This window comes from Serratia bockelmannii, from assembly GCF_051803255.1.
Lineage (GTDB): Bacteria > Pseudomonadota > Gammaproteobacteria > Enterobacterales > Enterobacteriaceae > Serratia > Serratia bockelmannii.
In genome coordinates this window covers 767,479-784,733 of the sequence record NZ_CP196512.1, presented here as the reverse complement: position 1 = coordinate 784,733, position 17,255 = coordinate 767,479, and the positions used below count along the sequence as shown (strand labels likewise).

Annotated in this window: 13 protein-coding genes and 1 riboswitch; of the genes, 8 read left to right on the top strand and 5 right to left on the bottom strand. The window is 59.9% G+C overall.

The window, feature by feature from the left end:
• Positions 1-47: 47 nt before the first annotated feature.
• Entirely contained in the window at positions 48-1,856 is a 1,809-nt protein-coding gene (locus ACSJLU_RS03640) for an AMP-dependent synthetase/ligase (RefSeq protein ID WP_342096415.1), read from the bottom strand.
• A gap of 465 nt (positions 1,857-2,321) precedes the next feature.
• A complete protein-coding gene (gene leuO / locus ACSJLU_RS03635; protein WP_043135943.1) occupies positions 2,322-3,269 on the bottom strand; it encodes a transcriptional regulator LeuO in 948 nt (315 codons plus the stop codon).
• An 872-nt stretch (positions 3,270-4,141) separates the two neighbouring features.
• Here leuO and leuA point away from each other — a divergent pair.
• The 4 genes from leuA to leuD are packed head-to-tail and all read left to right on the top strand — an operon-like array spanning position 4,142 to position 8,824.
• On the top strand, positions 4,142-5,716 hold the full coding sequence (gene leuA, locus ACSJLU_RS03630; RefSeq protein WP_004932820.1) for a 2-isopropylmalate synthase: 1,575 nt from the start codon (positions 4,142-4,144) through the stop codon (positions 5,714-5,716).
• Positions 5,717-5,718: 2 nt separating this feature from the next.
• Entirely contained in the window at positions 5,719-6,810 is a 1,092-nt protein-coding gene (leuB, locus tag ACSJLU_RS03625; protein ID WP_025159635.1) for a 3-isopropylmalate dehydrogenase, read from the top strand.
• Position 6,811: 1 nt separating this feature from the next.
• Entirely contained in the window at positions 6,812-8,212 is a 1,401-nt protein-coding gene (gene leuC / locus ACSJLU_RS03620) for a 3-isopropylmalate dehydratase large subunit (RefSeq protein WP_025301558.1), read from the top strand.
• Between the two features lie 9 nt (positions 8,213-8,221).
• Positions 8,222-8,824 (top strand): 3-isopropylmalate dehydratase small subunit, encoded by a 603-nt coding sequence (gene leuD / locus ACSJLU_RS03615; RefSeq protein ID WP_342096414.1) that lies wholly within the window; start codon positions 8,222-8,224, stop codon positions 8,822-8,824.
• 37 nt (positions 8,825-8,861) lie between these two features.
• Here leuD and ACSJLU_RS03610 read toward each other — a convergent pair whose 3' ends face one another.
• From ACSJLU_RS03610 to sgrT, 3 genes are all read right to left on the bottom strand, one after another.
• Positions 8,862-10,334: a DASS family sodium-coupled anion symporter gene (locus tag ACSJLU_RS03610; protein WP_025301557.1), complete on the bottom strand. Its 1,473-nt coding sequence runs from the start codon at positions 10,332-10,334 to the stop codon at positions 8,862-8,864.
• 144 nt (positions 10,335-10,478) lie between these two features.
• Positions 10,479-11,675 carry a sugar efflux transporter gene (locus ACSJLU_RS03605; RefSeq protein WP_197770887.1) on the bottom strand — a complete coding sequence of 399 codons (1,197 nt, stop codon included), beginning with the start codon at positions 11,673-11,675 and terminating at the stop codon, positions 10,479-10,481.
• 154 nt (positions 11,676-11,829) lie between these two features.
• Positions 11,830-12,003, bottom strand: a complete 174-nt coding sequence (sgrT, locus tag ACSJLU_RS03600) for a glucose uptake inhibitor SgrT (RefSeq protein ID WP_071826098.1) — start codon at positions 12,001-12,003, stop codon at positions 11,830-11,832.
• A gap of 90 nt (positions 12,004-12,093) precedes the next feature.
• Between sgrT and sgrR the strand changes: the two genes are divergently transcribed.
• The 4 genes from sgrR to thiQ all read left to right on the top strand — a co-directional run bounded on the left by sgrR (position 12,094) and on the right by thiQ (position 17,230).
• Entirely contained in the window at positions 12,094-13,755 is a 1,662-nt protein-coding gene (gene sgrR / locus ACSJLU_RS03595; protein ID WP_099816583.1) for an HTH-type transcriptional regulator SgrR, read from the top strand.
• Between the two features lie 37 nt (positions 13,756-13,792).
• A riboswitch (TPP riboswitch) is annotated at positions 13,793-13,912 on the top strand.
• A gap of 57 nt (positions 13,913-13,969) precedes the next feature.
• Positions 13,970-14,956 (top strand): thiamine ABC transporter substrate binding subunit, encoded by a 987-nt coding sequence (gene thiB / locus ACSJLU_RS03590; RefSeq protein ID WP_342096413.1) that lies wholly within the window; start codon positions 13,970-13,972, stop codon positions 14,954-14,956.
• Positions 14,932-16,539, top strand: a complete 1,608-nt coding sequence (thiP, locus tag ACSJLU_RS03585) for a thiamine/thiamine pyrophosphate ABC transporter permease ThiP (protein ID WP_342096412.1) — start codon at positions 14,932-14,934, stop codon at positions 16,537-16,539. The genes thiB and thiP overlap by 25 nt, the downstream gene beginning before the upstream one ends.
• Entirely contained in the window at positions 16,526-17,230 is a 705-nt protein-coding gene (thiQ, locus tag ACSJLU_RS03580; protein WP_342096411.1) for a thiamine ABC transporter ATP-binding protein ThiQ, read from the top strand. The genes thiP and thiQ overlap by 14 nt, the downstream gene beginning before the upstream one ends.
• Positions 17,231-17,255 lie beyond the last annotated feature (25 nt).

The following is a 17,255-nucleotide window of genomic DNA, read 5'->3' as shown; positions in this document are numbered from 1 at the left end:
GAGGTATATGCCGTTTTTTTCGCCGGACGCGCGATCCGGCGGCGGCGTCAAGCCCGTTCCTGGTACATTGAGTCGATTTCACGCTGATAGCGCTGCAGGATCACTTTGCGGCGCAGCTTCAGCGTTGGCGTCAGCTCTCCCAGCTCCATGGAAAAGGCCGCCGGCAGCAGAGTGAACTTCTTCACCTGTTCGAAGCGCGCCAGCTCCTTTTGCATCTCGCGCAGACGCTTTTCGAACATCTCGAGGATCTCGCCGTTGCGCAGCAGTTCCAGACGATCTTGGTACTTCAGGTTGACTGACTTCGCGTACTCTTCCAGCGACTCAAAGCACGGCACGATCAGCGCGGAAACGAACTTGCGCGCATCGGCGATGATCGCCACCTGTTCGATAAAACGGTCCTGCGCCAGCGTACCTTCCAGCATCTGCGGCGCGATGTATTTGCCGCCGGAGGTTTTCATCAAATCCTTCAGGCGCTCAGTGATGAACAGATTGCCCTCTTCATCGATCGCCCCGGCATCGCCGGTTTTCAGCCAGCCGTCTGCGGTAAAGGTCGCGGCGGTTTCCAATGGCTTGTTGAAATAGCCGCGCATCACGATCGGCCCTCGCACCTGGATTTCATTTTCTTCACCGATGCGCACCTCGACCTCCGGCAGCGGTTTGCCGATGGAGCCGAAACGGAAATGCCCTTCTTCCCAGCAGGACACGGTCGCACAGGTTTCGGTCATGCCGTAGCCGTACTTGATGTTGACGCCCATCGCCTGGAAGAACAGGATCACATTGTCATCCAGCTTGGCACCCGCCGCCGGTAGAAAGCGCACCCGGCCGCCGAGGATACCGCGCAGCTTGCTCAATACCAGCTTGTCGGCCCAGCGATGGGAGAGTTCGAACAGTTTGCCCAACGGTTTGCCGGCCCGCTCCTGCAGGAACTTGCGCTCCCCGCAGACGATCGCCCAGTGGAACAGCGCGCGGCGCAGCCAAGGGGCGCGCGCCACTTTTTCATGCACCGCGCTGAAAATCTTCTCGTAGAAACGCGGTACCGCGCACATCAGCGTCGGGCGGACCTGCCCCATCGCTTCCCGCACCCAGTCGGTGTTCGGCAGGAAGACGTTCTGCGCGCCGGAATGCATCACAAAGAAGCTCCAGGCACGCTCGAACACGTGCGACAGCGGCAGGAAACTGAGCGACACATCTTCTTCGCCGACCGTCAGCCTTTCATCATGCAGGTAGAGCTGCGCCGCCAGATTGCGGTAGTCCAGCATCACCCCCTTAGGCTCACCGGTGGTGCCCGAGGTATAGATCAGGGTGAAGAGATCCTGAAGGTCGCACTCTTCAATGCGCTGCCGACGTTGAACGATAAAAGCCGCCGGATCGGCGGCACGCTCGAAGGCGCTCAGATGCTGTGCGATCTCGCAGCCGCGCAGATCGGCATCCTCGTCAAACACGATAATATGGCGCAGCTGTGGGCAAACGCCGCGCAGCGCGATGGCGGCGTCAAGCTGCGCCTGCTCCCCGACGAACAGTATACGGATGTCGGCGTCGTTGGTGACGAACGCCGCCTGCGCCGGCGTATTGGTGGAATACAGCGGCACGCTGACGCCGCGCAGATGCAGGATAGCGAGATCGGCCAACGACCAGGCTATGCCGTTATTGGCGAATATACCGATGCGCTCTTGCACTTCGGCCCCAAGGGCCAACAGCCCGGCGGCAATGCGATCGATGCGGGTGGCAGCCTCTCCCCAGGTCAGTTGAAACTCGCCGTTGGGCGACCATTGGCGAAAAGCTGTGCGATTGGCTCGATGGGTGATTTGATGCTGTATACGATGGATCAAATGGTATTGCAGCAGATTAGTGATCATAGTGCTCTAAGCCTGAAATGAATCATACAGTTAAGCCTGAACGACGCCTTGCGGCCCTCATCTCAGCTTACACGTGTTTACTTTTTTCCGCGCAGTCTACCTACTCTCAGGCAGAGGGAAAAGTGATTTCAGCGTAGAAGTGTGAGCCAAAACTCAGGCCGGCTTTCGCGCTTTCATGGGTTGGACAGAACGGGAAAGAAAAGGTTGGGTGGCGGCAATAAAACGCGGCCCATCCGGGCCGCCGCATCGAATTAGTTTAAAATACCAGCCGAAAAGTAAAAATCAGAATATTAATTTATATTAATTATTTTTGGTAAACGAACCAACCCACCCTGAAAATAAGTTATTTTATCGCCGCAAAACCAAGAAACATCTTAATAAAAACCCAGATAGTTCTTAGCTTTTATCATGAGAAAAAAACGATCAGTTGAATATTATTTTTGTATGACCCCATTTTTTATCGCGTTACTTTGGGTTACCGGCCTCAATCAGAACGGATTTCATCCACTGGTGGCCTTTATCCCGCTCGGAGGATTCATGCCAGGAGAGATAGCAAGTGGCTTTATTATCGTTGCCACATAAAGGAACCGACTTTATTTTCAACGCTTCCGTCTGTTGCCGCACCAGCCAGGCGGGCGCAATCGCCACCATGTCCGTTTGCGACACCATATTCAACACGCTGTAGAGATCCGTGCACTGTTGTGTCACGGTGCGCAGCATCGGTTCCTCTAAATAAAAAGGTTTACTGAAAGAACCAAAACTTTCCAGAGAAACTGCCGCGTGCTGTTCGGCCAACATTTTCTCCGGCGTCACCTCCTCCCCTATTCGCAGGTGCGCCTGCGCGACCGCCAGCACCAATTCGTCGTCAAACATCGCCAAACTGCGAAACTCTGCCGATTCGAAACGGCTGTAGCCGATGACAAACTCGACGTCCTGATAACGCAATTGATGTTCGATATTATTGTTAATGTATGACTTTATTTGCAGGTTAAGCTGCGGCGCGATCTGTTTGACGTGATTGATTATTCCGGCGCCCAGACGTAAATCGAGCGGGCTGCACAGCGACAAGGAGAACGCTCGCGTGCTGGTCAGCGGCTCAAACTCAGATCCCGGCAACTCATTTTGCACCAGCTGCAGCGCTTGCCGCACCGGCCCGAATAACTGCCTGGCGCGCATGGTGGGCTGGATCCCGCGCCCGCAGCGCACGAACAGTTCATCGTTGAACATCACCTTCAGGCGCGCCACCGCGTTACTCACCGCCGGCTGCGACATCCCCAAAGAATTAGCGGCTCGCGTAATATTTTGCATTTGCATCACGGCGTCAAACACCGTCAGCAAATTAAGATCGACGCTGCGCAAATGAATGTCCGCCGGCTCTTTGACCATGGCGATTTCTGAATCATATTCAGCCATATTTCACTCCACTAAATCCTGTGTAGATAATCTAATCCTTATGCTCGAAAAACAATGAAACGCCGCATTGTCTTATCTTTGCACGACAAATCCTGCTATTACCGTCATGAGCCGATAAAAAACCTCGTGTTATCGACACGATATAAGTCGTATATGGAATGCATGTCAGTCACTTATCCCGTCAGCAGGAAGAATGCTACCTGGGTGGTACCAACAATTAGGTATTAACAATGATTAATACAATTAAACAACGTAACCGCACTGTATGAGACAAACTATAAAAACACATCATAAGCAATCAAACCATCTAAAAACACCGCTCACTTTGTGTAAAATCGCATTATTTTGTTATATTATGACTAAAACAATCAATTAATCATATGAATCCAATTTCAATCATTTGAATTAAAAATGTTATTTTATTGCCTCCCGTGATTAATCTCTCTTAATTTTCATCACAAATCTTAACCCAACAAAATCCAGAAGCAATTAGCGCAGTCTCTATTCGATTCGTTTATGCTAAGCAACGCGCAAACTGCGCCCCACTTTTTCTCTAGAGCACCGCATTTTTACCGAATGTTCCTCTGTTTGGCCACTTAGCCGGTGCATTGTCCCCGCATTCAATCAGGTGTTGACATCGCCAGGCCAATCACGTATCAAATTAGGCAGACACCCAATTTAAGAGAAGCTGAACCCTTATGATCCGTACCCACCGTCTACTAGGCCTACTACTCAACGCATCTTGTTTGCGCGGTATGCCTGTGGATGAAGTTCGGAGCTGACTCAGCCGATCACCCATAAGAAACCCGCGCTACTGCGCGGGTTTTTTTTTGCCCGCTTAGCGTGAAATCAACACGATAAGGAATGCACCGATGAGCCAACAAGTCATTATTTTCGATACCACGCTGCGTGACGGCGAACAGGCATTGCAGGCCAGCCTGAGCGTAAAAGAGAAGATTCAGATTGCGCTGGCGCTGGAAAGAATGGGCGTTGACGTGATGGAAGTCGGCTTCCCGGTCTCTTCGCCGGGCGACTTCGAATCGGTGCAAACCATCGCGCGCCAGATCAAGAACAGTCGCGTCTGCGGCCTGGCCCGCTGCGTGGACAAAGACATCGACGTGGCCGCCGAAGCGCTGCGCGTCGCTGAAGCGTTCCGCATCCACGTGTTCCTGGCCACCTCCACCCTGCATATCGAATCGAAGCTGAAGCGCTCGTTCGACGAAGTGTTGGAGATGGCGGTGCGCTCGGTCAAACGCGCCCGCAACTACACCGACGACGTAGAGTTCTCCTGTGAAGACGCCGGCCGCACGCCGATCGACAATCTGTGCCGCGTGGTCGAAGCCGCCATCAACGCCGGCGCCACCACCATCAATATTCCGGACACCGTCGGCTACACCACGCCGAACCAGTTCGGCGGCATCATCACCACCTTGTATGACCGCGTGCCGAACATCGACAAAGCCATCATCTCCGTACACTGCCACGACGATTTGGGCATGGCGGTCGGCAACTCCATCGCTGCGGTACAGGCCGGCGCCCGTCAGGTGGAAGGCACCCTGAACGGCATCGGTGAACGCGCCGGCAACTGTTCGCTGGAAGAGGTGATCATGGCGATTAAAGTGCGCCAGGACATCATGAACGTGCACACCAACATCAATCATCAGGAAATCTTCCGCACCAGCCAGATCGTCAGCCAGCTGTGCAACATGCCGATCCCGGCCAACAAGGCGATCGTCGGCTCCAACGCCTTCGCCCACTCCTCCGGGATTCACCAGGACGGCGTGCTGAAGAACCGCGAAAACTACGAAATCATGACTCCGCAGTCGATCGGCCTGAAAGACGTGCAGTTGAACCTGACCTCCCGCTCCGGCCGCGCGGCGGTGAAACACCGCATGGAAGAGATGGGCTACCAGGAGCAGGACTACAACCTGGATACCCTGTACGCCGCCTTCCTGAAGCTGGCCGACAAAAAAGGCCAGGTGTTCGACTATGACCTGGAGGCGCTGGCCTTCATCAATAAACAGCAGGAAGAGCCGGAGCACTTCAGCCTGGGCTACTTCAGCGTGCAGTCCGGCAGCAGCATCATGGCCACCGCCTCGGTGAAACTGATCTGCGGCGGCGAAGAGAAAGCCGAAGCCGCCACCGGCAACGGCCCGGTCGATGCGGTCTATCAGGCGATCAATCGCATCACCGATTACCCGATCGAGCTGGTGAAGTACCAGTTGACCGCCAAGGGCCATGGCCGCGACGCGCTGGGCCAGGTGGATATCGTCGTCTCTTACAACGGCCGCCGCTTCCACGGCGTAGGCCTGGCGACCGACATCGTCGAATCCTCTGCCAAGGCAATGGTGCACGTGTTGAACAATATTTGGCGCTCACAGCAGGTAGAAAAAGAAAAGCAGCGCCTGCAGCAAAACAAACATCAAAATAATCAGGAAACGGTGTGAACATGACGAAGACTTATCACATTGCCGTCTTGCCCGGAGACGGCATCGGCCCGGAAGTAATGGCTCAGGCGCGCAAAGTATTGGACGCGGTGCGTCAACGCTTTGATATTCGCATCACCACCGCCGAGTACGACGTCGGCGGCATCGCCATCGATCGCCACGGCAGCCCGTTGCCGGCGGCGACCGTCGCCGGCTGCGAGCAGGCCGACGCCATCCTGTTCGGCTCGGTGGGCGGCCCGAAATGGGAACACCTACCGCCGGCCGAGCAGCCGGAACGCGGCGCGCTGTTGCCGCTGCGCAAGCACTTCAAACTGTTCAGCAACCTGCGCCCGGCCCGCCTGTATCAAGGGCTGGAGGCATTCTGCCCGCTGCGCGCCGACATCGCCGCCCGCGGCTTCGACATTCTGTGCGTGCGCGAACTGACCGGTGGCATCTACTTCGGCCAACCGAAGGGCCGCGAAGGCCAGGGCATGCAGGAGCGCGCTTTCGATACCGAGGTGTATCACCGTTTCGAGATTGAACGCATCGCACGCATCGCCTTCGAATCCGCCCGCAAGCGCCGCCACAAGGTGACGTCGATCGACAAGGCCAACGTACTGCAAAGCTCCATCCTGTGGCGTGAAGTGGTCAATCAGGTTGCCAAGGATTACCCGGACGTGTCGCTGTCGCACATGTATATCGACAACGCCACCATGCAGCTGATCAAGGATCCGTCCCAATTCGACGTGCTGCTGTGCTCCAACCTGTTCGGCGACATCCTGTCCGACGAATGCGCGATGATCACCGGCTCGATGGGCATGTTGCCATCCGCCAGCCTGAACGAGCAAGGCTTCGGCCTGTACGAACCGGCGGGCGGTTCCGCGCCGGATATTGCAGGCAAAGGCATCGCCAACCCAATTGCGCAGATCCTGTCCGCCACCCTGCTGCTGCGTTACAGCCTGGGCGCCGATGAAGCGGCCGACGCCGTGGAGCGCGCCATCAACCAGGCGTTGGAACAGGGCTACCGCACCGCCGATCTGGCCGGTGACGGCAAAGCCGTCAGCACCGATGAAATGGGCGACATCATCGCTCGCTTTGTAGCTCAGGGGGCATAACATGGCCAAGACCTTATATCAGAAGCTGTACGACGCCCACGTGGTGTACGAAGCGCCGAACGAAACGCCGTTGCTGTATATCGACCGTCACCTGGTGCACGAAGTCACCTCGCCGCAGGCGTTCGACGGCCTGCGCGCCATGGGCCGCAAGGTACGCCAGCCCGGCAAAACCTTCGCCACCATGGATCACAACGTGTCGACCCAGACCAAAGACATCAACGCCAGCGGCGAGATGGCACGTATCCAGATGCAGGAGTTGATCAAGAACTGCGCGGAATTCGGCGTTTCGTTGTATGACCTGAATCACCCCTTCCAGGGCATCGTGCACGTGATCGGGCCTGAGCAAGGCATGACGCTGCCGGGCATGACCATCGTCTGCGGCGACTCGCACACCGCCACCCACGGCGCTTTCGGCTCGCTGGCGTTCGGCATCGGCACCTCCGAAGTGGAACACGTGCTGGCGACCCAGACTCTGAAGCAGGGCCGGGCCAAAACCATGAAGATTGAAGTCACCGGCGACGCCGCCGAGGGCATCACCGCCAAAGACATCGTGCTGGCGGTGATCGGCAAAACCGGCAGCGCCGGCGGCACCGGCCACGTGGTGGAGTTCTGCGGCAAGGCGATCGAAGCGTTGAGCATGGAAGGCCGCATGACCCTGTGCAACATGGCGATCGAAATGGGCGCCAAAGCCGGCTTAGTGGCGCCGGACGACACCACCTTCGCCTACCTGAAGGGGCGCCAGTTCGCGCCAACCGGCGAAAACTGGGAGCAGGCGGTCGCTTACTGGCGCACGTTGAAGTCCGACGCCGACGCCCAGTTCGATACCGTGGTGACGCTGCGCGCCGAAGAGATCGCGCCGCAGGTCACCTGGGGCACCAACCCCGGCCAGGTGATCGCCGTCAATCAGGCGATCCCGGCGCCGGAATCGTTCAACGATCCGGTCGAGCGCGCCTCCGCCGAGAAAGCGCTGGCCTACATGGATTTGAAGCCGGGCATCAAATTGACCGACGTGCCGATCGACAAAGTGTTCATCGGCTCCTGCACCAACTCCCGCATCGAAGATCTGCGCGCGGCGGCGGCGATCGCCAAAGGGCGCAAGGTCGCCAGCGGCGTGCAGGCCATCGTGGTGCCGGGATCCGGCCCGGTGAAGGCCCAGGCGGAAGCCGAAGGGTTGGACAAAATCTTTATCGAAGCCGGTTTCGAATGGCGTTTGCCGGGTTGCTCAATGTGTCTGGCGATGAACAACGACCGTCTGAATCCGGGCGAGCGCTGCGCATCCACCAGCAACCGTAATTTTGAAGGGCGTCAGGGCCGCGGTGGGCGCACCCACCTGGTCAGCCCGGCGATGGCCGCCGCGGCCGCCGTCGCCGGTCACTTCGCCGACATCCGTGATATTCACTAAGGGGCTAACGTGGCTAAATTTACTCAACATACCGGCTTAGTGGTGCCTTTGGATGCGGCCAACGTCGACACCGACGCCATTATTCCCAAGCAGTTCTTACAGAAGGTCACCCGCACCGGTTTCGGCCAGCATCTGTTCAACGACTGGCGCTTCCTCGACGATGCCGGCCAGCAACCGAACCCGGCGTTCGTGCTGAACAAACCGCGCTATAAAGGCGCCAGCATCCTGTTGGCGCGGGAGAACTTCGGCTGCGGCTCCTCGCGCGAACACGCCCCTTGGGCGCTGACCGACTACGGGGTCAAAGTGGTGATCGCGCCGAGCTTCGCCGATATCTTCTACGGCAACTCATTTAACAACCAGCTGTTGCCGGTAACGCTGAGCGAGCAGCAGGTGGATGAACTGTTCAAACTGGTAGACGCCAACGAAGGGACGGAGTTCGTGGTGGATCTGGAGAACCAGACGGTCAACGCCGGCGGCAAAAGCTATCCGTTCGAAATCGACAGCTTCCGCCGCCACTGCATGATCAACGGGCTGGACAGCATCGGCCTGACGCTGCAGCACGAAGCGGACATCTCCCGCTACGAAGCGCAGCAGCCGGCGTTTCTGAATTAATCCCCTTCACCCGCCGCCCGGCGGGTGAATTTTTTCCTCACCAGTAGCCCAGCAGCTTCCACCACGCCCCGCCGATCAGCATCCAGATCAGCAGGTTAACCACACTCATCACCCATCCCGCTTTCCACCATTCTCCCAGCGTCACATAGCCGGAGCCAAAGATGATCGGCGCGGTGCCGGTGCCGTAATGCGTCAGCGACATCATCAGCGAAGAAGAAAACGCCAGGATCAGGCCCAGCAGCGCCGGTGGCGCGCCAAGCGCGATGCCGGCGGCGAAGAAGGCGGCGAACATCGCCGTCACGTGCGCGGTGGTGCTGGCGAAGAAATAGTGCGAATACAAGTAGATGAGAGTCAGCAAGATCGTACCGCCCACCCAGCTCATACCCATATGGTCAATGCCGTTGCCCACGGTCTGCGACAGCCAGCCGATCAGCCCCAGCTTGCCGAGGAAACTGGCCATCATCACCAGCGCCGAGAACCACACCACGGTGTCCCAGGCCCCTTTATGCTTCAGCACATCCTCCCAGCTCAGCACGCCGGTGGCCAGCAGCACCGCCAAGCCGATCAGCGCCGCGGTGGTGGGATTGACCGCCAGCGCCGGGCCGAAGATCATCGCCGGAATGCCGGCCCACAGTATCAGCAACAGCGCGAACACCCCGAGGGTAATTTTTTCCGGCAGCGTCACCGGCCCCAACGCCTGCAGTTTTTCGCGCGCGAAGCGCGGCGCGTCCGGGGTGCTTTTCACCTCCGGCGGATACAACAGGTAGATGACCAGCGGCATCACGAGCAGCGAACACAGCCCCGGGACCAGGGCGGCAATCGCCCACATCGACCAGGACAGCTCGAAGCTGCCATGGGTGCCTTTGGCGATCAGGCTGACGATCAATGGGTTAGGCGCAGTGGCGGTGATAAACATCGCCGAGGTGACCGGGTTGATGTTGTAGTTCACCAGCGACAGGTAGCGGCCGATCTTGCCGGAGGTATTGAGCTCCGGTTTTGAACCGAAACTGTCGGCGATCGATTTCATGATCGGGTGAATGATGCCGCCGCCGCGCGCGGTGTTGCTCGGCGTCACCGGCGCCAGCGTGGTTTCCGCCAGCGTCAGCGCATAGGCGATGCCCAGCGTTTTTTTGCCGAACAGCGAAATAAAATAGTAGCCGATGCGCGCGCCCAGCCCGGTTTTGTTCAGGCTGAGGGAGATCATGATCGAAAAGCCGATCAGCCAGATCAGCTGGTTGGAAAAACCGCTGAGTGCATCGTCCAGCGCGGCGCCCGGCTTGCCGGGATTGGTGACGCCGGTCACCGCCACCAGGGCGATGGCGATCACTGAGACCGCGCCAATCGGCATCGCTTTGCCGATAATGGCGATGATGGTGCCGATAAACAGCGCCAGCAGCTGCCAGGCGTTGGGCGCAACGCCCTCCGGTACGGGAATGAGGAACCAGATAATCAGCGTGGCGGCCAGGGCGCACAAGGAAGGAAGCGGTTTGAGCGGTGTGAGTTTATCCATAACGTTCCCACTGTTCTAAACAACAAGGCGGCATCTCAATAGCGAGACGGGCGTGGGCGCAACGATCGCGCTCCATATGCCTTCAGCTTGGGCGTCCGCTTCAGCCTTCTCAATGACTTGCATCAAGAATGCCGTCGTTTAACCTCACACTTCACGCACTTGGGCGCTCATCCCGAGCGCCGCCAGCGCCAACAGCGCCGCCATCCAATACACCGAGCCATGACCGAGGTTCTCCACCAGTGCGCCCTGCAGCACCCCGGCCAGGATCACCCCGGTCGAGATACTGTTGGTGAACAGCGTGGTGGCGGCGCCCGGTCGGCCCGGCATCAAATCCTGAAAATAGAGCATGCCGATACCGGCGACGATACCGATAAACACCGCGTTGAGCAGCTGCAGCGCGATCAGGGCCGGCTTGCTCTCCAGTACCGTCAGCCCGAGGTAAAACAGCACGCCTGCCACCACCGCCAGCAGCATCATGTTGCGCTTGCCGAAACGTTTGACGTAGTAACCGGCCAGCAGCATCGCCGGGATCTCCAGCCCGGCGGCGGTACCCATCAACACCCCGGCCAACCCTTCCGGCAGGCCGAGATCGGCGGTGATATACAGCGGCATATCGATGATATACAAGGTGTTGCAGGTCCACATCAGCATTGAGGCGATGAACAGCAGCCGCACGTCGCGATTGCGCCAGGCACTGGCGGGCGCGATCGGCGCAGACACCCCACCCTGCAGCCCCTCATTTTCCGCCGCGCGCGGCACCGAAGGCAGCATAAACCCCACCAGCAGCACGCAAACCGCGAAGGTGGCGGCGGCGATCAGGAACATCACGGTGAATCCGTAGTTCAGCGCCAACGCAAACGACAGCGGCGGGCCGATCACCCACGCCAGCGAAAGCTGGGCGCGCATCACCGAGCTGAACATCACCACTTCACGCGCCTCGCTATCGGCATATTCCCGCGCCAGCGCGAAGATCTGCGGCATGGCGGTGTTGGCAACGGCGGACATCAGCACCCCGGCGGTGATCAGCGTCAGGTAGTCGCGGTTAAAGGCGAACAACAGGCAGTTACCGACCGCCATCAGGCAGCACAGCAGGATCAGCCTGCGGCGATCGCCGCGGGTGTCGGAACGTTTGGCCAGCAGGAAGCTGACGACGATGCCGGCCACCGCGTTGGCGGTGTAAAACAGCCCGACCCACAGCGGCCGCACCTTAACTTCGGTGGTCAGAAACAGGCTGAGCGTCGGCGTCAGCAATGCGCCGGCGATGCCGGAGAGAAAAGCGATCAGTAGGAATGCGGCAAAGATGGGGTTAATGCGCAGTGACAACCGGCTCAGGCGTTGCATATCGTCTTCCCTGACCTCAAAGCAGAAGAAAGAACCTTAGGCCACGGCAAGAAAAATGCAAGCGCATCGCCATGTCCATGCATAAAAAAACCAGTGGGTTGCCCCACTGGCTGGTGAAACAGCACCATTACTCAGAAACTTGTTGCCGCAGCCCCTACAGGTGCTCGCGATATTGCTTATCGGTCATCTCTTTGATGTCCCATTGCGTCAGGTGTGCCAACATCGCCAGCCGCGCCTGTTCGGGCACCACGCTCAGCCAGTCGGCGCGTTGACGGCGCACCGCGCTGAAATAGCGCTGATAGAACTGTTTGGATAAGAAAGCTTTCATGATTACGCCCTCCCCTTTCATTGATGAAAATTATCGGCGTAATATAGGGAAAGAAAAATTGACGAGTTGAGGCGGGAGCGTTCCTCTTTTATGTCCACGTCCAGATTGCAGCAACAGTTCATCCGCCTGTGGCAGCGCTGCCACGGTGAAACCACCGACACCACCCTGCAGGATCTGGCGGAGGTGCTCAGCTGCTCGCGGCGCCACGTGCGCTCCCTGCTGAGCGCCATGCAGCGGGAAGGCTGGCTCACCTGGCAGGCGGAGTCGGGGCGCGGCAAGCGTTCACGGTTAACCTTCCACTACACCGGCCTGGCGCTGCAGCAACAGCGGGCCGAGGAGCTGTTGGAACAGGATCGCATCGATCAGTTGGTGCAGCTGGTGGGCGACAAAAACGTGGTGCGCCAAATGCTGCTGTCGCAGCTGGGGCGCAGCTTCCGCCAGGGTAAACACATCCTGCGGGTGCTCTACTACCGGCAGTTGTACAACCTGCTGCCCGGCTCGGCGCTGCGGCGTTCGGAAACCCATTTGGCGCGCCAGATCTTCAACGGCCTGACGCGCATAAATGAGGAAAACGGGGAACTGGAGTCCGATCTGTCCCACCATTGGCAGCCGCTGACGCCCTTGCACTGGCGGTTTTACCTGCGCCCGGCGATCCATTTTCATCACGGCCGCGAGCTGGAGATGGCAGACGTCATCACTTCCCTCTCGCGTCTGACCTCGCAACCGCTGTTCTCACATATCGAAAGCGTCACCTCGCCGACGCCGTTCGTTATCGACGTGCATCTGCGCAGCCCCGACCACTGGCTACCCTGGCTGCTGGGCAGCGTGCAGGCCATGATCCTGCCGCGCGAATGGCGCGAACTGCCGGACTTCGCCCGCCATCCGGTCGGCACCGGCCCCTACCGCGTGGTGCGCAATCTTCCCAGCCAGATGAAGATCCACGCCTTCGACGACTATTTCGGCTACCGGGCGCTGATCGACGAGGTGAACATCTGGGTGCTGCCGGAGTTCTCCGAAGAGCTGGTGCACTCCGGCGTGCAGCTGCAGGGCGATGAAACCGGCAAAAACGAACTGGAAAGCCGACTGGAAGAGGGCTGTTATTTCTTGCTGTTCGATCAGCGTTCCACGTTGGCCGCCGACCCCGCCATTCGCAGCTGGCTGTGCGAATTGATCAACCCCATTTCATTGCTGAGCCACGCCGGGCCGCTCTACCAGCGCTATTGGTCGCCGGCATACGGCCTGCTGCCGCGCTGGCACCACAACCGCACGCTGGCGCAGCAACCCAAACCGGCGGGGCTGACTGAACTGACGATGACCCACTTCAATGAGCATTCGGAGTTTCACGCCATTCGCCAGGCGATCGAACCGCTGTTGGCGCAGCACGGCATCCGCCTGATCGTACAAAGCGTGGATTACGCCACCTGGCACCAGGGCGACGCGCGCAGCGATCTGTGGCTCGGCAGCGCCAACTTCTATCTGCCGCTGGAGTTTTCGCTGTTCGCCACGCTGTACGAACTGCCGCTGATGCAGCACTGCATGAACGAGGATCTGGCGCAGGACGCGGAGTTATGGCGCGCCAACCGCTTGCCGCTGGCGGAGTTTTGCCAGCGGCTAGTCAGCAACCACCAGCTACATCCGCTGTTCCACCACTGGCTGCAGCTGCACGGCCAGCGCAGCATGCGCGGCGTGCGAATGAACACCCTCGGCTGGTTCGACTTCAAATCCGCCTGGTTTGCCCCGCCGGAGGCATAAGCGCCTTTCGCCCGGGTCGGTTAATCTTTACAATAGCGCCGTCTCAACGGGGTGCGGTGAGTCGGGCCGTGTGCATAAGCCCGATTTTCCGCTGAGAGCACACCCGTCGAACCTGATCCGGTCAATACCGGCGGAGGGATTTGAGCCCAGCGAACCGGCGACGCCGCCTCGCCCCCTCAGATACCCTTGCCCCCTTATTTTTCAGGAGTGCAACGTGGTCAAAAAATATCTGCCCTGCTTATTGCTGCTATGCGCCGCGCCGGTGTTCGCCAAGCCGACGCTGACGGTTTACACCTACGATTCCTTTGCCGCCGACTGGGGCCCTGGCCCGGCGGTAAAAAAAGCCTTCGAAGCCGAGTGCGACTGTGAGCTGAAGTTCGTGGCGCTGGAAGACGGCGTCTCACTGCTCAACCGCCTGCGCATGGAAGGCAAGAACAGCGCCGCCGACGTGGTGCTGGGGCTGGACAACAACCTGTTGCAGGCGGCGCAGCAAACCGGCCTGTTCGCGCCGAGCGGCGTCGACACCGCCAAACTGACGGTGCCGGGCGGCTGGCAGGATACGACCTTCGTGCCTTACGACTACGGGTACTTCGCCTTCGTCTACAACAAAGAAAAACTGAAGAATCCACCGAAGAGCCTGCAGGAGCTGATCAGCAGCGATCGCGACTGGAAGGTGATTTACGAAGATCCGCGCACCAGCACGCCGGGCCTCGGCCTGCTGCTGTGGATGCAAAAAGTGTATGCCGACAAGGCGCCGGCCGCCTGGCAGCAATTGGCGAAGAAGACCGTCACCGTCACCAAAGGTTGGAGCGAGGCCTACGGCCTGTTCCTAAAAGGCGAAGGCGATCTGGTGCTCAGCTACACCACTTCTCCCGCCTATCACCTGATCGCAGAGAAAAAAGACCTTTACGCCGCCGCCACGTTCAGCGAAGGCCACTACCTGCAGGTGGAAGTGGCGGGCAAGCTGAAGGCCGCCAAACAGCCTGAGCTGGCCGAGCGTTTCATGCGGTTCATGGTGACGCCGGCGTTCCAGAACACCATCCCGACCGGCAACTGGATGTATCCGGTGATCAACACCCCGCTGCCCGTCGGCTTTGAGCAGATGAACGTGCCGCAGACCGCGCTGCAATACAGCGCCGAAGAGGTGGCCACACAACGCGGCGGTTGGATCCGGGCATGGCAAACCGCCGTCAGCCGCTGATCCCCCGCTGGCTCTGGCCGGGGCTGCTGGCCGCCGGCGTGATCCTGCTGGTCGCCGCACTGGCGATGGGCTCGCTGTGGCGCCATGCGCCGGACAGCGACTGGCGCGGCCTGTGGCAGGACAGCTACTTGTGGCACGTGGTGCGCTTCACCTTCTGGCAGGCGCTGCTGTCAGCGCTGATTTCGGTGCTGCCCGCCGTTCTGCTGGCGCGTGCGCTCTATCGCCGCCGTTTCCCCGGCCGGCAGCTGTTGCTGCGGCTGTGCGCCATGACGCTGGTGCTGCCGGTGCTGGTGGCGGTGTTCGGCCTGCTCAGCGTCTATGGGCGCCAGGGCTGGCTGGCGACGCTGTGCGGCTGGCTGGGCGTCGAATATGGCTTCTCGCCCTACGGGCTGCAGGGCATTCTGCTGGCGCACCTGTTCTTTAACCTGCCACTGGCCGCCCGCCTGTTGCTGCAGGCGCTGGAGAACATTCCGGTGGAGCAACGCCAACTGGCCGCCCAACTGGGTATGAGCGGCTGGCAGCAGTTCCGCTTCGTCGAATGGCCGGCGCTGCGCCGCCAGATCCTGCCGAGCGGCGCGTTGATCTTCATGCTGTGTTTCGCCAGCTTCGCCACCGTGCTGTCGCTGGGCGGCGGACCGCAGGCCACCACCATCGAACTGGCGATCTACCAGGCGCTGAGTTACGACTACGATCTGGGCCGCGCCGCCATGCTGGCGCTGATCCAGTTAAGCTGTTGTCTGGGGCTGGTTTTGATCAGCCAGCGCCTGAGCCAGGTGCTGCAGGTGGGCCATACCCACGCCCAGCGCTGGCGCAACCCGGAAGACAGCCGGTGGCGGCGCATCAGCGATTTTCTGCTGATCGCCGCCGCGCTGCTGCTGCTGCTGCCGCCCCTGCTGGCGGTGATCGCCGACGGCGCCAATCAGGCCGTCGTCAGCGTGCTGCGCCAGCCGGTGCTGTGGCAGGCGCTGTTCACGTCGCTGCGCATCGCCCTCGGCGCCGGGCTATTGTGCGTGGCGCTCACGATGATGCTGCTGTGGAGCAGCCGCGAGCTGAAGCTGCGACAGCAACTGCGCGGCGGCCAGGCGCTGGAGCTGAGCGGCATGGTGATCCTGGCGATGCCGGGCATCGTGCTGGCCACTGGCTTCTTCCTGCTGCTGAGCGATACGATCGGGCTGCCGCAGTCGCCCTATGCGCTGGTGATCCTCACCAATGCGCTGATGGCGGTGCCCTATGCGCTGAAGGTGTTGGAGAACCCGATGCGCGACCTCGCCGAACGTTACAACCCGCTGTGCCTGTCGCTGGATATCCGCGGTTGGCAGCGGCTGCGGCTGATCGAACTACGCGCCCTGCGCCGCCCGCTGGCGCAGGCGCTGGCCTTCGCCTGCGTGCTGTCGATCGGCGATTTCGGCGTGGTCGCCTTGTTTGGCAATGAGCATTTCCGTACCCTGCCTTTTTACCTGTATCAGCAGATTGGCGCCTACCGCAGCAACGACGGGGCGGTGACCGCGCTGCTGCTGCTGCTGCTGTGCTTCCTGCTGTTTACCCTGATCGAACGCTTACCGGGGCGCCATGCTGACGCTTGAAAAACTGACCTACCTGTATGAACACCTGCCGATGCGCTTTGATCTGCGCATCCAGCCGGGCGAGCGCGTCGCGGTGCTCGGCCCCAGCGGCGCCGGTAAAAGCACCCTACTGAGCCTGATCGCCGGTTTTCTGCCGGCGGCCAGCGGCCGGCTGCTGCTGAACGGCGAAGATCATACCGCCACGCCGCCGGCCAAACGGCCGGTGTCGATGCTGTTTCAGGAGAACAACCTGTTCGCGCACCTGACGGTGGCGCAGAACATCGGGTTGGGGTTGGATCCCGGTCTGCGCTTGACTGCGCAGCAGCGTCAACAGCGAGAACACATCGCCCGTCAGGTCGGCCTGGAAGAACACCTGGAGCGCCTGCCGTCGCAGCTTTCCGGCGGCCAGCGTCAGCGCGCCGCGCTGGCGCGCTGTTTGATTCGCCAACGGCCGATCCTGCTGCTCGACGAGCCCTTCTCGGCGCTCGATCCGGCGCTGCGCAACGAGATGTTGCAGCTGCTGCAGACGGTGTGCGAACAGCGTAATCTGACGCTGCTGATGGTGTCGCACAATCTCGACGACGCCGCACGCATCGCACCGCGCACGCTGCTGGTGGTCGACGGCCGCATCTACTACGACGGCCCGACGCAGGCCCTGCTGGACGGCAGCGCACCGGAAGCGCGCGTGTTGGGCATTTCGGGTAAAGCGTGATCTGACGCGCGTTTTTTATGCTGCG